This is a genomic window from Mycetocola sp. Y791 (assembly GCF_059445325.1).
Genome location: NZ_JCAIUC010000001.1, coordinates 364,630 through 386,140, shown reverse-complemented (window position 1 = coordinate 386,140; position 21,511 = coordinate 364,630). Strand labels below are relative to the sequence as shown.

The 21,511-nt window shown below is 66.2% G+C and carries 14 protein-coding genes, 1 tRNA gene and 1 other RNA gene; 3 read left to right on the top strand and 13 right to left on the bottom strand.

Going from position 1 to position 21,511, the window contains the following annotated elements; translation table 11 throughout:
• Positions 1-27: 27 nt before the first annotated feature.
• From AC1C2N_RS01875 to AC1C2N_RS01860, 4 genes are all read right to left on the bottom strand, one after another.
• Positions 28-1,092 (bottom strand): aspartate-semialdehyde dehydrogenase, encoded by a 1,065-nt coding sequence (locus tag AC1C2N_RS01875; RefSeq protein ID WP_483405330.1) that lies wholly within the window; start codon positions 1,090-1,092, stop codon positions 28-30.
• 105 nt (positions 1,093-1,197) lie between these two features.
• Positions 1,198-2,466 carry an aspartate kinase gene (locus tag AC1C2N_RS01870; protein WP_483405329.1) on the bottom strand — a complete coding sequence of 423 codons (1,269 nt, stop codon included), beginning with the start codon at positions 2,464-2,466 and terminating at the stop codon, positions 1,198-1,200.
• Between the two features lie 193 nt (positions 2,467-2,659).
• Positions 2,660-3,259, bottom strand: a complete 600-nt coding sequence (recR, locus tag AC1C2N_RS01865; RefSeq protein WP_108390211.1) for a recombination mediator RecR — start codon at positions 3,257-3,259, stop codon at positions 2,660-2,662.
• A 6-nt stretch (positions 3,260-3,265) separates the two neighbouring features.
• On the bottom strand, positions 3,266-6,118 hold the full coding sequence (locus tag AC1C2N_RS01860; protein ID WP_483405328.1) for a DNA polymerase III subunit gamma and tau: 2,853 nt from the start codon (positions 6,116-6,118) through the stop codon (positions 3,266-3,268).
• Between the two features lie 483 nt (positions 6,119-6,601).
• On the opposite strand from AC1C2N_RS01860, the gene AC1C2N_RS01855 reads away from it, so the two are divergent.
• Complete coding sequence (locus AC1C2N_RS01855) at positions 6,602-7,474, top strand: endonuclease domain-containing protein (protein WP_495432636.1); 873 nt, start codon at positions 6,602-6,604, stop codon at positions 7,472-7,474.
• A 549-nt stretch (positions 7,475-8,023) separates the two neighbouring features.
• On the opposite strand, the gene AC1C2N_RS01850 is transcribed toward AC1C2N_RS01855, so the two are convergent.
• The 8 genes from AC1C2N_RS01850 to ffs form a co-directional block, all read right to left on the bottom strand.
• Entirely contained in the window at positions 8,024-8,503 is a 480-nt protein-coding gene (locus tag AC1C2N_RS01850) for a hypothetical protein (protein WP_495432635.1), read from the bottom strand.
• Between the two features lie 49 nt (positions 8,504-8,552).
• Positions 8,553-9,065, bottom strand: coding sequence for a hypothetical protein (locus tag AC1C2N_RS01845; protein WP_495432634.1), 513 nt, complete (start codon positions 9,063-9,065; stop codon positions 8,553-8,555).
• Between the two features lie 14 nt (positions 9,066-9,079).
• Complete coding sequence (locus tag AC1C2N_RS01840) at positions 9,080-9,577, bottom strand: hypothetical protein (protein ID WP_495432633.1); 498 nt, start codon at positions 9,575-9,577, stop codon at positions 9,080-9,082.
• Between the two features lie 157 nt (positions 9,578-9,734).
• Positions 9,735-10,955, bottom strand: coding sequence for an acetate/propionate family kinase (locus AC1C2N_RS01835; protein ID WP_495432632.1), 1,221 nt, complete (start codon positions 10,953-10,955; stop codon positions 9,735-9,737).
• Positions 10,952-13,063, bottom strand: coding sequence for a phosphate acetyltransferase (pta, locus tag AC1C2N_RS01830; protein WP_495432631.1), 2,112 nt, complete (start codon positions 13,061-13,063; stop codon positions 10,952-10,954). The genes AC1C2N_RS01835 and pta overlap by 4 nt, the downstream gene beginning before the upstream one ends.
• A 53-nt stretch (positions 13,064-13,116) precedes the next feature.
• Positions 13,117-15,630 (bottom strand): phosphoketolase family protein, encoded by a 2,514-nt coding sequence (locus AC1C2N_RS01825; protein WP_495432630.1) that lies wholly within the window; start codon positions 15,628-15,630, stop codon positions 13,117-13,119.
• Positions 15,631-15,760: 130 nt separating this feature from the next.
• Positions 15,761-19,384 carry an endo-1,4-beta-xylanase gene (locus tag AC1C2N_RS01820; RefSeq protein ID WP_495432629.1) on the bottom strand — a complete coding sequence of 1,208 codons (3,624 nt, stop codon included), beginning with the start codon at positions 19,382-19,384 and terminating at the stop codon, positions 15,761-15,763.
• A gap of 461 nt (positions 19,385-19,845) precedes the next feature.
• An RNA gene (ffs, locus tag AC1C2N_RS01815) (signal recognition particle sRNA small type) lies at positions 19,846-19,942 on the bottom strand.
• A gap of 119 nt (positions 19,943-20,061) precedes the next feature.
• On the opposite strand from ffs, the gene AC1C2N_RS01810 reads away from it, so the two are divergent.
• Both AC1C2N_RS01810 and AC1C2N_RS01805 read left to right on the top strand, forming a co-directional pair.
• Positions 20,062-20,149 (top strand) — tRNA-Ser (locus AC1C2N_RS01810).
• Positions 20,150-20,346: 197 nt separating this feature from the next.
• Entirely contained in the window at positions 20,347-20,898 is a 552-nt protein-coding gene (locus AC1C2N_RS01805; protein ID WP_483405319.1) for a hypothetical protein, read from the top strand.
• Here the strand turns inward: AC1C2N_RS01805 and AC1C2N_RS01800 are convergent.
• Positions 20,862-21,503 carry a GNAT family N-acetyltransferase gene (locus tag AC1C2N_RS01800; protein WP_495433069.1) on the bottom strand — a complete coding sequence of 214 codons (642 nt, stop codon included), beginning with the start codon at positions 21,501-21,503 and terminating at the stop codon, positions 20,862-20,864. The two genes, AC1C2N_RS01805 and AC1C2N_RS01800, sit on opposite strands and share 37 nt — an antisense overlap.
• Positions 21,504-21,511 lie beyond the last annotated feature (8 nt).

The following is a 21,511-nucleotide window of genomic DNA, read 5'->3' as shown; positions in this document are numbered from 1 at the left end:
TTGGTCTGGGCTGCCGACCAGCGTTGGTCAGGCCCGGGCAGCATCCCCGAGTTTTGCTGCGACGAGTTCGGCGATCTGCACAGCGTTGAGCGCGGCGCCTTTGCGGAGGTTGTCGTTCGAGATGAACAGGGCGATGCCCTTGTTCTTCGGTGCGCTGAGGTCGGCGCGGATCCTGCCGACGAACGAGGGGTCCTTGCCCGCTGCTTCGAGGGGCGTCGGGATGTCTGCGAGCTCGACGCCCGCGGCATCCGTCAACAATTCGGTCGCACGTTCCGGGGTGATCTCGCGCGCGAACTCGGCGTTGATCGACAGCGAGTGGCCGGTGAAGACGGGCACACGAACGCAGGTGCCCGAGACCAGCAGGTCGGGCAGCTCGAGGATCTTGCGGCTCTCGTTGCGGAGCTTCTTCTCCTCGTCGGTCTCGTTGCTGCCGTCATCGACGATCGAGCCGGCGAGCGGGACGACGTCGAATGCGATCGGGCGCTGATAGATCGTCGGAGCGGGCATCGTGACCGCTGAGCCATCGTGCACGAGCTGGAGCAGGTTTTCGTCCTGTACCGCGGTGCGTACCTGGGTGGCGAGCTCGCGTGCCCCGGCGAGGCCTGAACCGGAGACGGCCTGGTAGGTGCTCACGATGAGACGCTCGAGTCCCGCCTCATCGTGCAGCACCTTGAGCACGGGCATCGCTGCCATCGTTGTGCAGTTCGGGTTGGCGATGATTCCCTTGGTCGCTTCATCGATGGCGTGCGGGTTCACCTCGGAGACCACGAGCGGAACATCCGGGTCCATCCGCCAGGCACTGGAGTTGTCGATCACCGTAGCGCCAGCGGCCGCGAACCTCGGGGCCTGGGCGCGGCTGCCTGTCGCTCCCGCCGAGAAGAGGGCGATATCGAGCCCGGTCGGATCCGCGGTTGCGGCATCCTCGACCGTGATGTCTTCGCCACGGAACGTTATCGTGCTCCCGGCCGATCGCGCGGACGCAAAGAACCGGATGCTGGCAATCGGGAACTCCCGCTCCTCAAGCAGCCTGCGCATCACGGCGCCAACCTGCCCGGTGGCTCCGACGATCCCGAGGTTCACTCCGTTGGCCATGGTTCTCTCTCCTGTGCGTGCCGGCTTCTTCAGCCGGGTGTGACGAAAGGACAATTCTCCCAAACCGCGCCGGAAAGAGCGATGCCTGGTGGGTGCAGGGAACGGTCAGCGACCGGTTCCGCCGTGGACGACCGCCTCAGTGGCGCTGTCGAGCCCGAACGCCGCGTGGACGACGCGAGCGGCCTCCTTGACGTTGTCGGCGCGGGTGATCACCGAGATGCGGATCTCACTGGTCGAGATCATTTCGATGTTGATGCCGGCGAGGTGCAGCGCTTCGAACAGTCGAGCTGACACGCCGGTGTTCGCCTTCATGCCGGCTCCGACGAGCACGAGCTTGCCGATCTGGTCGTCGTGCTGGAGCGACTCGAATCCGACGTCGTCCTTACGCTCGAGCAGCGCGGCGATCACCTGTGGCGCTTCGTCCTGCGGCAGCGTGAAGGAGATATCGGTCAGGCCGGTCGCTGCGGCAGAGACGTTCTGCACGATGATGTCGACGTTGGCTTCGGTCGAGGCGATGATCTTGAAGATCTGCGCGGCCTTGCCCGGTACGTCGGGCACCCCGACAACGGTGATCTTGGCTTCCGTGAGGTCGATCGCGACGCCGGTGACGATGGGCTGTTCCATCTCTTCGCCCTCTTTCGGGTTGATGACGAGGGTTCCCTCGTTGTTGTTGAACGATGATCGCACGTGCAGTTTCACGCCGTGCCGACGCGCGTATTCGACGGCGCGAATGTAGAGCACTTTCGCGCCGTTTGCGGCGAGTTCGAGCATTTCTTCACTCGTGATTGTGTCGATCTTCTTTGCCAGCGGAACGACGCGGGGGTCCGAGGTGAAGATGCCGTCGACATCCGTGAAAATCTCGCACACCTCGGCGTGAAGCGCGGCAGCGAGGGCGACAGCTGTGGTGTCTGACCCGCCCCTGCCGAGGGTGGTGATGTCTTCGGTCTCGTCGTTGAAGCCCTGGAAGCCGGCGACGATCACAATTGCCCCCGTGTCGAGGGCCTGGCGGACCCGGACCGGGTTGACGTCGACGATGCGGGCAGAGCCGTAGTGCTTGTCCGTGCGCATGCCCGCCTGAAGGCCCGTGAACGAGCGCGAGTCAACGCCAAGGTTTTTGATGGCCATGGCGAGCAGCGACATCGAGATGCGTTCACCGCTCGAGAGCAGCATGTCCATCTCGCGCGGCTCGGGCGGGAGCGGAGAGACGGCGCTGGCCAGGTCGAGGAGTTCATCCGTCGTGTCGCCCATGGCGCTCACGACGACGACCACTTCGTTGCCGGCCTTGTGCGTCTCGACGACGCGCTTCGCGACACGCTTGATGCTCTCGGCATCCGCGACGGATGATCCGCCGAACTTTTGCACGATAAGGCTCACGTGTACTCCTGGGGGGTGGATCGGACAAGACCGATATCTCATCCTAAAGGCGCTCGCATGCCGGGTTTGCTATGTGACGGATGCCCCGGTGCAATCCTCACGGAATCCGTGCAGCATCCACTCGGCGCACGTGCGCTGGTGCCTCACGGCGCCCGACCGCCTGCGCACGGCAGGGCGGGCGACATCTCGAGGGTCAGCGAGAGACGACAGTGCGGCCCTCGAACGCGCGGCCGAGGGTGACTTCGTCCGCGTACTCGAGGTCGCCGCCGACGGGCAGGCCCGACGCGAGTCGCGTGACGCGAATCTCGAGGACGGTGAGCAGCCGGCTCAGGTAGGTCGCCGTCGCTTCGCCCTCGAGGTTGGGGTCTGTGGCGATGATTACTTCCTGCACGACGCCGTCTGCGAGGCGCTGCATGAGCTGGCGGATGCGGAGGTCATCGGGACCGATGCCGTCGATGGGGCTGATGGCGCCGCCGAGCACGTGGTAGAGGCCGCGGAACTCGCGGGTGCGCTCGATGGCGACGACATCTTTGGCCTCTTCGACGACGCAAATGCTCGCCGGGTTGCGACGGGGGTCACGGCAGATCGAACAGGTGGGCTGTTCGGCGACGTTGCCGCAGATTTCGCAGAAGTGGACCTTCTCCCTCACCTCGACGAGGAGTTCGGCCAGGCGCGACACGTCGAATGTCTCCGTTTGCAGGATGTGGAACGCGATGCGCTGCGCGGACTTCGGGCCGATTCCCGGGAGACGGCCGAATTCATCGATGAGTTCCTGGACTATGCCTTCGTACATGTGTGTTTAGTCCCTGTTGAAACGTGTGGGTGGGGTGTGTGGTTGTTCCTCGATGAAACTGGCCCCGAGGATTTCCCGCACAACCGATTCGCCGTAGCGAGTGGATGCTTTGGGGTGCGCTGGTGTGAAGACCCTCGACTGTGGCTCCGTCTGCTGCTGCGTTGCCCGTTGCTGCGGTTTTTGCTGTGGCGCGGGCGTAGCTGGTGCCGGGCGCGTGACAGTCGGGGCGATCCGTGCCGTGACGTCGCCGATCGCGACCGGCTCCGCGTATGGATCGCCATATCCGTCCGGGTACGGCGGCTCGTCGTCTGCGGGAGGTGCATCGTCGTCGCTGGGGAGTGACGGATCGGTGCTGACGGGGCGCGCTGGCGCCTGACGTGTGGCCGGGGCTGCGGTGGACGGCGCTGGGACGGACGGCGCTGCGGTGCGCTGAGCGGCGGGTGCGGGCGCGGCGGGTGCTTCGACGGGAGCACCTGAGCCAGGAATCGCGACAACGGCCCAGCCGCCATCAGCGTTGAGCGGCGCTGCCTGCGGTTCCGGTGCGTCGGTCTGGACGGGGCCCGGTGTAGCTGGCGGAGTTGCCGGTGCTGCCGGAGTTGGCGGAGCGGCCGGAGCTGCCGGAGCTGCCGGAGCTGACGTCGAAGCCGGTGGTGCCGGTGGGGTTGCAGGCACAGCGGGGGCCGTTGGCGCGGCGGACTCGGCCGAGCGCTGCGGAACTCCCGGAACCACCCACTCCGTGGGGATCGCATCGCGGGCGGCGCGGGACTCGGCGTCTGCACCGACCACCTGACCGACGACGACGGTCGGCCAGGCCGGAGGTGCTGGTGGAGTCTTCGGCGCGACGTCGCTCTCGGCCGTGGTCGACGCAACGGCAGGAACAGTGTCCGTTCCACCGGACGCATCGGTCGACGCCCCATCGCGGGCTTCGGCGACTGCGGTGCCGGTACCTGCTGTACCGGCGACTGCTGTACCGGCGGGCACTGAACCTCCTTGCGAAGCCTCAGTGGCGGACACCATCCCTGCGACCTGCTGGCCCGTACCTGCAGCCGGCGCACCCTCGGTCTCGCGATCGGCGGCTACCCCCTGGGTGACGTTGGCCGAGTCGGCATCTGCCTGTGCTGCGTTTGCCTGTGCTGCGTCGGTTGGGCGATCTTCGGTCGGCGACATGCCGGGTGCGGCGGGCGACGCGGGCGGAGCATCCGTTGTTGACGATCCACCGTGACCATCGCCCGGAGGCGCCACCTGGGCAATGAATTTCACACTGACGCCGAGCACGTCGAGAATCGCTTGCCGCACGTGCGACGAAACGCCCTCGCCGGCGTTGAGCTTCTTGAAGTCATCGACGTCGGTCTGGCTCGGGAAGGCCAGCCGCAGGACGAGGTCGTCGCCGAAACCGCGGATGGATGCCGTTGTCGCAACGAGCCAGGAGGAGCGCTTGGTCTTGGCCACGCGATCCAGGATCTCCGGCCAGGCGTCTTTGAGCTGCTGCAGTGAGACAGGTCCGATGGGGCGGACGGTCACCGGTTCGGCCGGAGCGGGCGTCGCGGCCTCCGCCGCAGGGGCCTGACGTGATGGCGCGGACCCGGCCGGCTCGGCGGCTGTTTCGACCGGGCGCTGTGCCGCTGGCGTTGCCGTGGGAGGCGCGGGCGCCGCGGCCACCGCTGCCGGTTGCGCGGGCGGAGCGAGAACGCTGTCACCCATGCCGACGCGACGCTCGAGCCTCTCGACTCGGGCGAGGGCGCCCCGCGCCGTGTCGTCCATCGACGGCACGAGCACGCGCGCCACCATGAGCTCAAGGTGGAGCCGGGGCGAGGTGGCGCCCGTCATCTCGCTCAGCGCGGTGTTGACGATGTCGGCTGTCCTGCTGAGTTCCGCCTGGCCGAAGCCCGTCGCCTGCACAGACATGTGGTCGAGTTCGTCTTGCGGGATGCCGCGGAGCACGGCAGATGCGTCGGCTCCGGTCGCGCCGACGACGATGAGGTCACGGAGTCGCTCGAGCAGGTCGTCGACGAAGCGCCGGGGATCCTGGCCGGTCTGGATGACCCGGTCGACGGCGGTGAACGCCGCGCCAGAGTCACGGATGGCCAGTGCGTCGATGACCTCGTCGAGCAGGGCCGAGTGGGTGTAGCCGAGCAGCGCGACGGCCCGCTCGTAACCGACGGTGTCGCCCTCGGAGCCGGCCATGAGCTGGTCGAGCAGCGAGAGCGTGTCTCGGGCTGAACCGCCACCGGCGCGAACCACCAACGGCAGCACGCCAGCTTCGACCTTGACCCCCTCGCTCTCGCACAGGGACTGCACGTACTCGAGCATTTGCGCGGGCGGAATGAGGCGGAACGGGTAGTGGTGGGTGCGCGAACGGATGGTGCCGATGACTTTGTCGGGCTCGGTCGTCGCGAAGATGAACTTGATGTGCTCCGGCGGCTCTTCGACGATCTTGAGCAGGGCGTTGAAGCCCTGCGGCGTAACCATGTGCGCCTCGTCGAGGATGAAGATCTTGTACCGGTCGCGGGCCGGAGCGAAGACAGCACGCTCGCGAAGGTCGCGGGCATCGTCGACGCCGTTGTGGCTTGCCGCGTCAATCTCGACGACGTCGAGCGAGCCACCGCCATCACGGCTGAGTTCGACACAGCTCGGGCAGACACCGCACGGGGTATCGGTCGGACCCTCAACGCAGTTGAGGCAGCGAGCGAGGATCCGGGCCGAGGTCGTCTTGCCGCAGCCGCGCGGGCCGCTGAAGAGATAGGCGTGGTTGACCCGGTTAGTGCGAAGTGCAGTCATGAGCGGATCGGTCACCTGAGACTGACCGATCAGCTCGGCAAAGGACTCTGGCCGGTAACGGCGATACAGGGCGGTAACCACCCCCTTATCGTAGTCGCCGCCGCCGACAACAAGCCGAGCTTCTCCACAGTGGCCGTCCCGATCCGGTGGGCCGCACCCTTGCGCGCGCCTCACCACCCGCGCACGCCTCACGCCCCGGGCCCCGCGCTCGTGCCCCGGGAGGAGAAACACAGCCCCCGTCGACGTATCGGCCCCACACCCCAGGGTTCTCCTCCCGAAACGACGACATCCGGTTGTCCGCGGTCCCCCGAGCTCGAGCCTGCGCCCGGCGCTCGTACCCCACGGCGCGGCGCCTCCGCCGTGGCCGTGCTTGACGCCCCGGGCCCGGCGCCCGTGCCCCGGGAGGAGAAACACAGCCCCCGTCGACGTATCGGCCCCACACCCCAGGGTTCTCCTCCCGAAACGACGGCATCCGTTATCCACAGCCCTCCGACGCTGAGAAAGTTCCCCACCGGTTTGGTCGCGGGACGGCGGCCAGCCGCGAGCACGGGCCACCCTCGGGTCATGACCGACGAATTCAGCATCCTTGCCCGGCGCGGCGGACTCGCGCACCTCTCAGTCCTGGAGTCTGACGGCGCCCGCCGCGTGCATCTGCAGCGCATGGTCACCGCCGGGATACTGCTCCGCCCGCGGCGCGGGTGGTACGCGGTCCCCGACATCGACCCACTACTCCTCCGGGCCAGCACACTCGGCGGCATGATCACCTGCGTCAGTGCACTCAGAAGGCTCGGGGTGTGGTGTGAAAACGACCATGCCCTTCATCTTGCTGTTCCAGTCAACGCGGGTCACGGGCCCCATCGAGCCGACGGGCTGGTCACCCACTACTCGCTCCCGGCAACCCAGACTGCGGGGCTGCCGACGGTCTCGGTCCTCGACGCACTCATCGACCAGTTCGGATGCCAGAGCAGCGAGAACGCCATAGTCGCGATCGACTCAGCACTCAATCGGCGCCTGATTGGACGATCCGACCTGCCCGAGCTGCGGTCCCGGGTACCCCGGAGGTACTGGCCGCTGATCGAGTGCGCCGACGGCAGGTGTGAGTCAGGACTCGAGACGAAGGTGCGGCTGAGACTCCGACGCCGCGGCATCCGTTACCGCACGCAGGTGTGGATCCGCGGAGTAGGCCGGGTCGACATCCTGATCGGAGATCGGCTCATCATCGAGACCGACGGCATGGAGTTCCACACCGGCGAGTCGGCGACGAAAGACCGCGAGCGTGATCTTGTGCTCCATCGACTGGGTTACATCGTCATTCGCGTGACCTACGCCATGGTGATGTATCGATGGGCGGAGGTCGAGTCGGTGATCGGCGAGTACGTCTCCCGCCGTGAGCACCTGTGGGCCGCGCGCCACATCCGCGCGGGGTTGGCGCGCTGAGACGGCGGACTCGCAGGTCGGGCCGCCGACACGTCAGCCCGTCGACCCCTTAAACCATCGGAACGGCGTGCGTAGCACGTGTGTTTCGGGCGGAGGATGCGCGGGCCCTGGCCGGTATGGGCGCCGGCACCCACGATTTACCTCCCGAAGCATCTGCACCCGCCCGAGTGTCGGCCGCCGAACCCGAGCGAGAGACACCTCCGACTCCGACACGACACCGCAGGACGCGCGGCGGAACGATCCACTCGGGCGCGCAAGTGCGTCGTCGCGTCAGCACCTCGGGCCGTCGCACGTGAGTTTCGGGCGGAGGATCCGCTGGGCCTGGCCGGTATGGGCGCTCGGACCCACGATCGACCTCCCGAAACATCGAGCCGTGGCACTCGAGTTTCGGGCGGAGGATGCCCGGTCCCTGGCCGGTATGGGCGCTGGCACCCACGATTTACCTCCCGAAACACCAGCACCCACCGAAGTGCGGCCACAGCCACCCGGACGCGATCGAGCGGATGCCGCCCACGCTAGGCGGGGCGGCATCCGCTCCAGGCCGACGCGCTAGAGCGGCGGCCCGCCGGGCGCGCCCGGATCGTCTGTCGGATCGTCCGCCCAGAAACAGGTCAGGACTGCTGAGGTGCGGTAGAACACGATTTTCGCATCGGTCGTGCGTGCCATGTCTCCACCCGGCCAATCTCCGCCCGCGCTCTGGGTGCCCGGCGGAAGACACCCATTGGAAGCGACCGCAAACACCGGTCGCTTCGGGGCGGTCCAGTCCCCTTCCTGGTCGCCGGGACACCCGCTGCAGGGGTCGGGCACAGGAATGAACGCCGGCAGCGAGAAGTAGCAGGCGACGAGAAGTGACCCGCCGTGTCGCACCACCGTGTAGGTCGTCGTGTGAATGTCGACCGGTGGACCCGCGGGCAAGTAGGTCCCGTAGTAGCAGTCACCACCCTCGTCGAGGTCAGCGCCCGCGTTGTGATCCGCGAGCGCCGGGGCAGCTCCCACAAAGACCAGCGCGAGAGCTGCGAAAAACGTCACCAGAATTTTGGTCAGTCTGGACACAGCATGTCCCCTTTACTGAAGGCCGCTACGGAACCGGCGTGACGGGAGGGCCGCCGGGCGCACCGGGGTCGTTGGTCGGATCGTCCGCCCAGTAGCAGGTGAGAACGGCATGGGTCCGATAGAAGATAATCCGAGCGTCAGTGGACCGCGCCGACTCGCCGCTCGGCCACTCTCCGCCAGGGCTCATGGCCCCCGGCGGCACGCATGCACCTTGTGCGATGTACTGGACCGGCCGGCTCGGGGCAACCCAGTCGTCTTCAACATCGCTGCCGCAACCCAGGCAGTCCTCATCAGCCGGTATGACGCGGGGCAGCTGGAAATAGCACGCGACGAGCAGCGAGTCCCCGTTCCGGATCAGCTTGTATGTCGTCGTGCGGATGTCCTTGGGCGGGCCGGGCAGCAACTGACCGTAGTAACAAGAGCCGCCCTCATCGAGGTCCGCCCCCGCGTTGTGGTCGGCGAGCGCCGGGGCTGCGCCCGCAAAGAGCAGAGCGAACGCCGCAAAAAACGTCAGCAGAACTTTCGTGAGCCGTGACACGGAGCACCACTCCCCTACGGCACCGGCGGCCCACCGGGCGCGCCGGGGTCGTTCGTCGGGTCGTCCGCCCAGAAGCAGGTCATCACCGCGTGGGTCTTGTAGAACACGATCCTGGCATCCGTCCACCGCGCGGTGGGCTCGCCGCTCGGCCAATCGCCGCCCGGGCTCATCGCACCCGGTGGCACACAGGCACCCGGGACGTTGTAGTAGAGCGGCCGGGTCGGGGCAACCCAGTCCTCTTCATCACAGCCCATGCAGTCATCCTCAGCGGGAATCTCACGGGGCAACGGGAAATAGCAGACGACGAGCAAGGACTCCCCGTGCCGGATCAGCTTGTACGTCGTCGTGCGGATGTCCTTGGGCGGACCCGGCAGCAACTGGCCGTAATAACAGTCACCGCCCTCATCGAGGTCCGCCCCCGCGTTGTGGTCGGCGAGCGCCGGGGCCGCGCCCGCAAAAAGCAGGGCGAACGCCGCGAAAAAAGTCAGCAGAACCTTCGTGAGTTTTGACATGGAGCACGACTCCTTCGTCGAAATTTGCGCACAAGTTAACCCCTGAGGATTCCTCATGTCAAGGCACCGGACAGCTGCGTCTCCGCCATCGTGCCCCCGACGTCGCTACCGTGGCGCCCGACCCCGGCACCACGAACTCAGCGAGCGCCGGGCCTCATCACAAAACGGCGAGGGTCTGGCGTGCGATCTCAAGCTCTTCGTTGGTGGGGATGACCAGCACATCCACCCCTGAATCGTCGGTCGAGATCCGGCGGGGATCCCGCGATCGCTCCTCGTTGCGGTCATCAGACAGCCGGATGCCGAAAGCCTCAAGCCCCGAGAGCGCCGCCGCGCGCACCTCTGGCGAGTTCTCACCAACTCCCGCGGTGAACGAGATAACGTCCACCCGCCCGAGCTGGGCCATGTAATTGCCGATATACCCCTTGATCCGGTGGGTGTAGACATCGAAGGCGGCGCTGGCAACCTCGTCGCCGGCGTCGGCGCGCTCCTGAAGGTCACGCATGTCGCCGACGCCAGCCATGCCGAAGATGCCGCTCTTGCGGTTGAGGAGGGTGTCGAGTTCGTCGAAGCTCATACCGGTGCGCCTGTGCAGGTGAATGAGCACGGCGGGGTCGAGATCGCCGGACCTGGTGCCCATCACGAGTCCCTCGAGCGGAGTGAGTCCCATCGAGGTTTCCACCGACCGCCCACCCGCGATGGCGGATGCCGATGCACCGTTGCCGAGGTGGAGGACGATCTGGTTCAGCTCGCCGAGCGGGCGGTACAGAAACTTCGCTGCTTCCTCCGAGACGAACTTGTGGCTCGTGCCGTGAAAACCGTACTTCCGCACCCGGTGCCTCGCTGCGAGTTTGGCGTCGATGGCATAGCTGTACGCGGCGGGAGGAAGGGTCTGGTGGAACGCGGTGTCGAAGACCGCGACGTGCGGCACGTCGGGAAAGGCACGCTGCGCGGCCTCAATCCCCTGCAGGTTGGCCGGGTTGTGGAGCGGCGCCAGTTCGGCCAGCTCCTCGATGTTGATCTTCACCAGGTTGTTCACGACAGTGGCCTCGAAGAAGCGCTTGCCACCGTGCACGACGCGGTGTCCGACTGCCCCGAGCGGGTGGCGGCTGAGCGACGGCCCGTGCGTTTCGAAAGCCTCGAGCATGACCCGGAACCCGGCCGTGTGATCGGCGATGGGAAGGATGCGCTCGGTCGTCTGCGGGGCGTTCGAGCGCTCGACCGACGGAACGGCATCCCACGGGATCGTGTGCACCGAGCGTCCTGACGCTTCGCCGATCCGCTCCACCAGGCCGGTTGCGAGCATCTGCTCGGTGTCCATGTCGATCAGCTGGTACTTGAACGACGACGAACCCGAATTGACGACGAGGACGGTGCTCATGCCGAATCGCCCTGGGCCTGGATTGCCGTGATCGCGACTGTATTGACGATGTCCTGCACGAGCGCACCGCGCGAGAGATCGTTGATCGGCTTGTTGAGGCCCTGAAGCACTGGCCCAATGGCCACGGCGCCCGCCGAGCGCTGCACCGCCTTGTACGTGTTGTTGCCCGTATTGAGGTCGGGGAAGATGAAGACCGTTGCCCGGCCAGCCACCTCTGAACCGGGCATCTTCGACGCGCCGACCGCGGCATCCGCTGCTGCATCGTACTGAATGGGACCTTCGACGAGGAGATCGGGTCGGCGAGACCTGACCAGAGCGGTCGCCTCGCGCACCTTCTCAACGTCGGCACCCTTCCCGGACTCGCCCGTCGAATACGACAGCATGGCGACGCGGGGATCGATACCGAACTGGAGCGCCGTCTCGGTGGACGAGATGGCGATGTCGGCGAGCTGCGAGGCATCCGGGTCAGGAATCACGGCGCAGTCACCGTAGACGAGCACCCGGTCCTGGAGCGCCATCAGGAACACCGACGACACCACGTTGACGTCTGGCTTCGTCTTGATGATCTCGAACCCTGGGCGAATGGTGTGCGCTGTCGTGTGCATCGCACCGGACACCATGCCGTCGGCGAGCCCCAGGTGCACCATCATCGTGCCGAAGTACGAGACGTCGGTGACCTGGTCGCGGGCCTGGTCGAGGGTGACCCCCTTGTGCGCTCGCAACCGCGCGTACTCCTCGGCGAACCTCTGTCCGAGTTCCGGGTCATGCGGCGAGAGCACCTCGGCGCGGGAGATATCGAGCCCGAGTTCGACGGCGCGGGCACGCACCTCGGCTGCCTCACCGAGAATGGTGAGCTGGGCAACCTCCCGGGCGAGGAGGGTGTGCGCGGCGCGGAGGATGCGGTCGTCGCCACCCTCGGGCAGCACGATGTGCTTCTGGTGGGCGCGCGCCCGATCGAGCAGGCCGTACTCGAACATCAGCGGGGTGACCACCTCGGTACGGCTGACCTCGAGGAGCTGCAGAAGAGCGGATGCATCGACGTGCTGTTCGAAGAGAGCGAGCGCGGCATCGTACTTGCGCTGAGAATCGGCGGCGAGCCTGCCGCGGGTGCGGGTGATCGCGACGATGGTGTCGTAGGTGCCGAGGCCGGTGCGGATGACCGGGAGTGTCTGCGGCAGGCCGTCGAGCAGCCGCTCGACCGGCTCGGGCAGTTCGAAGCCGCCGTTGAGCACCACGCCGGCGATCGAGGGGAAGGTACCCGAACTCTGGGCCATCATCGCGGCGAGGAGGACCTCGGTGCGATCACCGGCGACGACGAGGACGGCGCCCTCGATGAGCCGGGGAAGCACGTTGACCATGCTCATCCCGGCGACGACGACACCGAGCGCCTCGCGGGACAGCAGCGCGGGGTCGCCCTTGATGAGCGTCCCGCCCGTCGCCGTCATGATCGACTCCATGCTCGGGGCAATGAGGTAGGGATTTTCGGGGATCGCCCACACCGGAACGCCCGGCTCGGTGCGCTCGATCGCGGCCGTAATCTCGGCGAGTTTGTCCTCGTCGGCGCGGTTGGCGATGATCGCCAGGAGCGTCGCGTGGGCGTGCCGGAGTTCGGAGAGCGCGAGTTCAGCGAGGTCGTTCATTTGCGCGGGTGTGCGGGGGTCCGCCTGGCCGAGGCGCTCGCCGGAACCCTGGCTGCTGCGGCCGCCGAGCACGAGGAGGACCGGAGCGCCGAGGTTTGCGGCGATTCGGGCGTTGTAGCTGAGCTCGGTCGGGCTGCCGACGTCGGTGAAGTCGGACCCGAGGATCACGACGGCGTCGCACTGCGCTTCGACTGCCTTGTACCGCTGCACGATGGTCGCGAGGGCAGCGTCCGCGTCGGAGTGGACGTCGTCGTAGGTAACGCCGATGCACTCGTCGTAGTCGAGCTGGACGCTGCTGTGGCCGAGCAGCAGCTGCACCACGTAGTCGCGCTCGCCCGTTGAACGGGCGATCGGGCGGAAGACGCCAACGCGCTCCACCGAGTGAGAGAGGGTGTCGAGCGTGCCGAGCGCGATAGTCGACTTGCCGGTCTGTCCCTCAGCGGACGTGATGTAGATGCTTGTGGCCACGGTCCAAGACTACGACCCAGCGGGCCGGGCCGTAGTCGCGAAGGTCCCACCGCTCAGCTGTTGTCGCCCCCGGTCTCGTCAACCCGTTCCTGCGCGTCCTCCTGCGATACACCGGCACCCTCGCCTGCCCATTGCCACTTCGCAACCTCGGGAATGTCCTCGCCGTGGTCCCTCGTGTACTGGCGCGCGGCGAGCCGCGCATCCTCCATCAGCTGCCGCAGCCCGGCCGAGCGTGTACCGATCCCGGGAACCCGGTCGATCACGTCCATGACGAGCCGATACCGATCGAGGTCGTTGAGCATGACCATGTCGAACGGGGTCGTCGTCGTACCCTCTTCCTTGTACCCGCGCACGTGGATGTTCTCGTGGCCGTTCCTCTTATACGCGAGACGGTGGATCAGCCACGGGTAGCCGTGATACGCGAAGACGATGGGCCTGTCGACGGTGAAGAACGAGTCGAACTCCCGGTCGCTCAGCCCGTGCGGGTGCTCGGACTCGTTCTGCAGCCGCATCAGGTCGACGACATTGATCACGCGCACGCGCAGTTCCGGCAGGTGTTCACGAAGAAGGGATGCCGCCGCGAGCGTTTCGAGCGTCGGAACGTCGCCGGCGCACGCCAGGACGACGTCAGGTTCGGTGCCTGGCTGCTCGGATCCCGCCCAGTCCCAGATCCCGATGCCGCGAGCGCAGTGCGCGATGGCCTGGTCCATGGTGAGCCAGTTTGCCTGCGGCTGCTTGCCGGCGACAACGACGTTGACGTAGTCCACCGATTTCAGGACGTGATCATACGTCGACAGCAGGGTGTTGGCATCCGGTGGCAGGTACACCCTCACCACGTCGGCCTTCTTATTGACGACGTGGTCGATGAAGCCAGGGTCCTGGTGACTGAACCCGTTGTGGTCCTGCCGCCAGACGTGGCTGGAGAGCAGGTAGTTGAGGCTCGAGATGGACCGGCGCCACGGAATCTCCGACGTCGTCTTCAGCCACTTGGCGTGCTGGTTGAACATCGAGTCGATGATGTGGATGAACGCTTCGTAACAGTTGAACAGGCCGTGCCTGCCGGTGAGGAGGTACCCCTCGAGCCAGCCCTGGCACTGATGCTCGCTGAGCATCTCCATCACCCGCCCGGCCCTCGCGAGATTCTTATCGACCGGGAGGATCTCGGCATCCCACTGTTTGTCGGTGTGCTCGTAGACAGCGGGCGCGAGCCGGTTGGATGCCGTTTCGTCCGGGCCGAAGATACGGAAGTTGTCGGGATTGTCGCGAATCACGTCGGCGAGCCAGACCCCGAGCACCCGCGTCGCCTCCGCGGTGGTTCCGCCGGGAACAGGGACGTCGACGGCGTAGTCGCGGAAGTCGGGAAGCTCGAGTTCCCGGCGCAGCACCCCACCGTTGGCGTGCGGGGTCGCGCTCATCCTCAGGTCGCCGGCCGGGGCGAGCGAGGTGACCTCAGCGACAGGACGACCGGTTTCGTCAAAGAGTTCGTCGGGGCGGTATCGCCGCAGCCACTCCTCGAGGATTTTCGTGTGCTCTTTCGTGTCGCGCGCGTTGGCAAGCGGGACCTGGTGCGCGCGCCAGGTGTCCTCCACCAAGAGGCCGTCGATCTCGGCGGGGCAGGTCCAGCCCTTGGGCGTGCGCAAAATGATCATGGGCCAGCGCGGGCGGGTCACGTCCTCCCCCGCGTCGCGCTGCTGCCTCGCGGTGCGCTTGAGCTCGTCGATCTCATCGAGGACCGTGTCGAGCGTTTTTGCCATCCTGGCGTGCACGAGCATCGGGTCTTCACCGTCGAACCCGCCGGAGACGATGTACGGGTTGTGACCGTAGCCGCGCATGAGGGCGAGCAGTTCATCCTCGGGGATACGCGCGAGCACCGTCGGGTTGGCGATTTTGTACCCGTTGAGGTGCAGGATCGGGAGGACGACGCCGTCTTCGAGCGGGTCCACGAACTTGTTCGAGTGCCAGCTGGTTGCGAGCGGTCCGGTTTCGGCTTCACCGTCACCGACGACAGCGGCAACGAGCAGGTCGGGGTTATCGAACGCGGCGCCGTACGCGTGACTGAGCGCATAGCCGAGCTCTCCGCCCTCGTGGATCGAGCCGGGCGTCTCCGGCGCGACGTGGCTCGGGATGCCGCCGGGGAACGAAAACTGGCGGAACAGCCGCTTCATTCCTTTTTCGGTCTGCGAGATACGGGAGTAGATCTCGGAGTAGGTGCCGTCGAGCCAGGCGTTCGCCACCATACCTGGACCGCCGTGGCCAGGGCCCGTGATGTACAGGGTGGACTGTTCCCGCTCGGCGATCACGCGGTTGAGGTGCGCGTACACGAAGTTGAGCCCCGGGGTCGTTCCCCAGTGTCCGAGAAGCCGCGGCTTGATGTGATCCTTGGTCAGCGGCTCACGGAGAAGCGGATTGTCGAGGAGGTAGATCTGCCCGATGGAGAGGTAGTTGGCCGCCCGCCACCATGCATCGATCCGGGTGAGCGTCTCTTCGCTGACCGAGGTTGGTTCTGCCGTAGTCGTGCCTGCCGCTGTCGTGGGTGCCGTAGTCGTGTCTGCCGTTGACGAGGTCATGGGGTCATCCTAGGAAAGGGCACGCCCGTCCGATAGGGGCTGTCCCTCGGGCCAAACGCGGGGGCCAAGCGCGCGGGCCAAACGTAAGAGCCGGCGGGAGCAGTCACTCCCGCCGGCTCGTACGACCGAATTACCTGGCTGCGCGGCGCGACCGGACCAGTGCTGCTCCTCCGAGCAGCAGCAGCATCCCGATCAGTGCCAGAGGGGCGACGTCGGCTCCCGACTGGGAGAGACGGTCAGCGCCTGCACGGTCAGCGCCTGCACCCTGCCCGCCCGCACCGGGCTGAGATCCAGCACCGGGTTGCTGCGGTCCGGCACCCGGCTGCTGCGGTCCAACGGCCGCAACCGTCACGGTGAGAGGAGCCGACGCACGCGCCACCCCATCCTGCAGCGCGGCGATCTCATAAGCGCCGGCAGCGGTGTCCGCCGGGATGGTAACCCGGGCGAATGCCTCGCCAGCGGCATCCGTCGTCACCGTCGCGAGGACTGCCGGGACCTCGAGAGCGAGAACCGAGAATCCTGCCGTTTCAGGTGCGGCTGGCTCCCGCAGCTGGAGCGCAACCTCGACTCCCGGATCGAACCCGCTGAGTTCGACGTCGACCGTGTTGCCGGCGACGACAGACTCGGGCGAAACCGAGATCATCGGCTGTGAGCCCTCGACCGCTGACACGAGCTGAGCCACTCCCCAGCGCGCTGTCGACTGGTAGCCGGCGCCTGACGGGTCTGCCCAGTTGCGGATGCCGGTGCGAGCGCCGTTCGAGGCGTCGTTGACCTGCAGGTCGAGTCCTTGGAAGGACCCGGCCCCGCCGGATTCGAGCAGGCTGACCGCAACTTCAACGCGGTAGCCGGTCTCGGTCCGTGCGGTGGCGGATGTGACCCGGTTCCGCTGGAACGCCTCGTCACCGGTTCCGAACGACACAACGTTCTCTGCGCTGATGCGGATCTGTGTGTCGTCGTAACGGTATGAACCGTTCTTCAGGTTGCCCGGATCCACGTAGATCTCGACCGAGTCCTGGATCCAGGGGTCGGATCCGGACACGTCGACGGTCGGGTCGGTGACCTCGGCGAGCAGATACAGCATGTTGTCGCGCCACAGCGTGCTGAAGACTGCGGATGCTCCCGCGGTGCCCTCTACCTGCTTGAGGGTCTCGACGGTTCCGGCGGAGCTCCACGAGTCGTCGACGACGCCGTCGATCGTGGGAGCGGCGTCAGTCTCGACGACTTCCTGGTACGACAGCGGTTCGAGCAGTGTCAGGGTCCCGACCGTTCCCGCGGTGTTCCACCCGGTCACTGTGCCGTTGTTCTGAACCCGGACATCGAAGGCAACGGTGTCCCCCTGCTCCGCGGCTGTCAGCGGAAGGTGCGCCACGATGCTGTAGCCACCATCGGTCTCGGTGACGACACCCTCGACGTCACCTGTCCCGTCGCGGCCGAACGTCGCGGTCTCCTCGCCCCACGTGAACTGGATCTCGTCAGCGGCATCCGCTGTCGCATCGTCGACCTGGACGAACACGGTCAGGTGATCCGGTTGCCAGCGCAACTGGAACCCGGCGCTCTGCTCGATGGTGTGCAGCGGGAGTTGCTGCCACGCGAGCGCGGTCGTCGCCTCAGCGTCGAGTGGAACGTCGCCCTGGAACACGTTCGCTGTGCGCAACCGTGCGGGCAACTCGCCGTCGACGATGCCGTAGTACGCGGGCTTGGCCGCAAACGCGTCGTTGAACACGAGCGGCGCACCCGAGCTGTTGCGCCAGCTGCGTCCGTCGGTCAACCCCCAAACCGTGACCGAGAACAGGTCAGCGGCGTGTGCGCGGAAGATCCGGAACGCGTCACGGTAGTAGTACCCCTGGTCGACCAGTTTCGCCTGGGTCACCGGGGTGCCCGTTGTCACATCGAGTTCGGTGACCGCCTGGGTGAGCCCGAGGTCGGTGAATGCCGACAGGGCGGTTTCGAGCGCCTCGACCGGGGTCGAGAGGCTCACGTGGAACTGGTGGCCGACACCGTCGACCGGTACTCCGCGCTCCAGCATCCGTTCAACGAGTGCGTGCAGCCGCTGCTGTTTGCCGTCCTGCTCGGTGTTGTAGTCGTTGATGAAGAGCGTCACCGGCCGGTTTGCGCCAGCGGCAGCGAATTCGTCGTTAAAGGCTTCATCCGCATACTGGAATGCCAGGTCGATGAAGTCCTCACCGAGGATGCGGAACCACTCGCTGCGGCGGAGACCGTCGGCGTTTTCGTTGCCGTCCGAGACGACCTCGTTGACGACGTCGAAGGCGTTGAGCGGGTTGGAATCGCTGCCGAATTCGCCGTAGGTGTCACTGAGGTGTTCGGCGACGTTGAAGATGTGCGTGCGCATGCGGTCCCGCAGGATCTGCTGGTCGGCAGCGCTGGTGGTGAGTGCGACGCCCGCTTCGTTCTGGAAGAACCACGCCGGAGTCTGTGAGTGCCAGACCAGAGTGTGACCGTAGACCGCGAGGTCCTCATCCTGGGCGAACTGCATCAGGGTGTCGGCCTCGGCGTGCGGGGTGAACTCACCGTCGGCGTTGTACCAGGCCTCTGGCTTCATGTAGTTCTCGGAGGTGACCTGGTCGAAGTGCCTTGTGAGCAGGTCAGCCGCGGTACCCGTGGTCTCGCGACTGTCGATCGCTGCGCCGACGGGGAAGCTCACGGTGTCCTTGATCGGGGTGAGGTCCTCGACCTCGCCGCCGGTCGCGGGAACAGCGACGCTGATGTCGTCGATCAGGAAGGAGGAGGTGTTGCCGCCGTTGTACGCGGTCTCGAAGTAGAGCAGCGCCGAGTCGGCTTCACCCATCTGGAAGGTCTGGTTCACCTCGACCCAGGTGCTGTTCGACATTCCGGTGAACTGGCCGAGCGTGGCGTACGACGTGGATTCGCCCGTTGTCCTGGCGAGGCTCAGCCAGACGTCTCCGGGCGTCTCGCCCGCGGCGAACTTCACCCAGGCAGAGAGCTCATAGGTCTGGCCAGGGAGCAGGATGCCCGTGACATCGTGCCCGATGCCCTGGCCCTGCGATGTGCGGCCGGACACCAGTGCGGCCTGCGCTCCACTGTGGGCGTCACTGGTCGAGACGGTGACCGAGGCGGGGCCGCTGGCGTCGGCTCGGGGAACCCACCCGCCAAGACCATCCTCAAAGCCCGTGTTGAGCGACGAGAGGTCTGAGTTGCCGGGCGGGGTGGGGTCGGTCGGCGCGTCCACACGCACCGCGGAGACAGAGATGTCGTCGACGAGATAGCTGTAGCTCGACTTGTCGGGGAGGTCGTCCGTACCGATGTACGCCTGCAGCGCCGTGGCATCCGCGCCCTGCGGAATTTCGAAGGTTCCCTCGACCGTCGACCAGGCGTCGGCGGTGAGAGGGGTGTTCCCGATCCAGTTGTAACCCGGTTTCATCACGAATCGGATGTTGACCGGGGCGGGGGCTGGCTCAGCGAGGCGCGCCTTCATGGAGAAGGTCACGGTGTCCCCGGCCTCGAGGTCGGCGAACAGGCCAGCCGGTGTCTGGATGCCGGCGAAGTCGGTCGTCCGATCGCCGACGCGCAGGGCAGTACCGCCTCCGTCGGCTGGCTCGTAGGTGAGAACCGGGGAGCCGCTCGACTCCCAGCCACCGAGCGTGCTGTCCTCGAAGTCGGCGGAGATGAGCGTCTCAGGCTCCGCTGCCGCGGCAGGCGACGTGAGAAGAGGAACGAGCAGTCCGGCGGCGATGGCGCCCACCAGGATTTTGCGGGACACGGGTCTTACTTTCATGACGCTCCTTTGCGCGAAAGTGAGGTGAGCGAGCACGAGTTCGAATTTTTCGAAAACGTTGTCGAAACCGCTCAAGTGCTCGAAGCCTATTCGGGGGGCCTTTTGTTGTCAAGACCTACAAATACGAATTTCGGATGCTGTTCAGCACCGGCGGTCGGACCGCCCTCGCGGTGCGATTTAACAGGAGATCACACGTTTATCAGGACGGGATCAGCCCTCGGCATCCTGCTCTTCGCACGATGTCCTGCGAATCTCGCGGCCCGGCGAGTAGCTGGCAAGGGGCGACGGACCAATCGGGCGAAGGGCCAATGGGGCGAAGGACCCGTTAAAGAGAAAAGACCCCTCGCGCACCTCGGCGAGTGGCGCTGTCCCGGTTACCCGACGGACCCGTTAAAGAGAAAAGACCCCTCGCGCACCTCGGCGAGTGGCGCCGTCCCGGTTACCCGACGGACCCGTTAACGAGAAAAGACCCCTCGCGCACCCGCCAGAGCCCGGTTACCCTTGCTACGTTTCCGTCCTGGGGGAGTTGGCCTGGATGGCGCCACGCGAGGAGCCGTCACCCATTCTACAGACATTGGGCTGAGTTGTTTGCCGCTTGAGCCACACGCGGTCGGATGCCGCCTCAAGGCACGATAGGATAGCTGAGGTTGATTCGCTGCGGCGATGACACCGGCTAAGGAGAATTCGCCTAGTGGCCTATGGCGCACGCTTGGAAAGCGTGTTGGGTTAACGCCCTCGGGGGTTCGAATCCCCCATTCTCCGCCAGACACACAGAATCGCCCGCCCGCCAGGACGGGCGATTTCTGCATTTCCCCACGGTGTCGATTCGCGAATCGGGCACCTGCGAAGGCTCGCTAGCAGAACGCGGCGCCTCTTCGCAAAGCCCCCCGGGTGTCCCCCAAAGAGTGGATAGTGTTGCAGCACCCGACAGGAGAGACTTACTCCCGGGGGACGCGGAGACAATGACGGCGACAACAGATATGACCGGGGTGACGGTCAGAGTTCGCCGAAGTCTTCTGGCGCAGGGCATTATCGCCCTGTTGGCGCTCAGTGTCCCGATCATGATCGTGCTGTACTGGCTGACGATTCCAGCGGGAACCTGGGGCTGGGTCGGTGCCGCCCAGTTCGCCGTGCTCGTCGCCGTTCTCATTGCCGGGTACCGATATACCCGGGTGAGCATCACGGCAACTCCCACCTCACTGTTCGAGGTCCGCTTCTTCGGCGGGGTGACCCGCACGAACATCTCAGATATCGAACGCGTGATCATGCTCGAGATGCACCGCACCATGGCGTCACAGTCGCGACTGCAGATGTTCGTCCTGAACCCGTCCGGAAAGCCCGTTCTCCGCATGCGCGGGGAGTACTGGACCCGCAACAGCATCAACCGCATCGCCGCTCAGTTGAGTGCCGTGCCCGTTGAGCACATCGATCACCCGGTCACGCTCGATGAACTCCAGACCACGCGCCCGGAGATGCTCTACTGGTTCGAGCGTCGACCGATCAGGTTTCCCTGACCACTGGCATCCGCCGGAACAGAAATCGGCATGCCGTACGTCGTCGCTGACGGGGTACTCGAGGCGAGCCTGGTGAAACCCAGCCGCTCGTAGAAGGCCCCGGCGTTCGCGTTGTCCGCGCCCATCGTGAGATGCAGGCCGGGGATGCCGCGTTCGGCGAGGGCGGACCGAAGCGTGTCGACCAGCTGTCGGCCGAGTCCCTGCCCTTGCGCTTCGGGGAGGAGGTCGATGTGCAGGTGCGCCGGGTACTCATCCACCTCGTCGATGAGCATGCGCCCAGGATTCCCGGCGCCCTCGATCACCTGTGCCTCAGCAGGAGCAGCGCCGGCGTACTTCGGTTCCACGGTCGGCCACCAGGTCTCCGCGAACCACAGCGCGAAATCGCGGGTGTCGGCGGTCGCGATGACGTAACCGACCACGCGCTCTCCGTTGTCGACGACGAAGGCCAGTTCTGGTTCGCCGTCGACGTAGGGCAGTGCGTAGATGTCGGGCAGCAGGTCATCGCTGGAGTACAGTCCCGTGGCGTCGAGGCCGGTCCTGCCGGTGCGCACGCAGACATCGTAGATATCGGCCCTGTCGGCGGGGCGGTACGGTCGGATCGTCATCACGGTGC

Bases quoted from the DNA above. Each gene is read 5' to 3' on its own strand.
- AC1C2N_RS01800 (WP_495433069.1), bottom strand. From the start codon at position 21,503: ATGACGATCCGACCGTACCGCCCCGCCGACAGGGCCGATATCTACGAT.
- AC1C2N_RS01875 (WP_483405330.1), bottom strand. From the start codon at position 1,092: ATGGCCAACGGAGTGAACCTCGGGATCGTCGGAGCCACCGGGCAGGTT.
- AC1C2N_RS01805 (WP_483405319.1), top strand. From the start codon at position 20,347: ATGACGGCGACAACAGATATGACCGGGGTGACGGTCAGAGTTCGCCGA.
- AC1C2N_RS01840 (WP_495432633.1), bottom strand. From the start codon at position 9,577: ATGTCAAAACTCACGAAGGTTCTGCTGACTTTTTTCGCGGCGTTCGCC.
- AC1C2N_RS01855 (WP_495432636.1), top strand. From the start codon at position 6,602: ATGACCGACGAATTCAGCATCCTTGCCCGGCGCGGCGGACTCGCGCAC.
- AC1C2N_RS01825 (WP_495432630.1), bottom strand. From the start codon at position 15,630: ATGACCTCGTCAACGGCAGACACGACTACGGCACCCACGACAGCGGCA.
- AC1C2N_RS01820 (WP_495432629.1), bottom strand. From the start codon at position 19,384: ATGAAAGTAAGACCCGTGTCCCGCAAAATCCTGGTGGGCGCCATCGCC.
- recR (WP_108390211.1), bottom strand. From the start codon at position 3,259: ATGTACGAAGGCATAGTCCAGGAACTCATCGATGAATTCGGCCGTCTC.
- AC1C2N_RS01835 (WP_495432632.1), bottom strand. From the start codon at position 10,955: ATGAGCACCGTCCTCGTCGTCAATTCGGGTTCGTCGTCGTTCAAGTAC.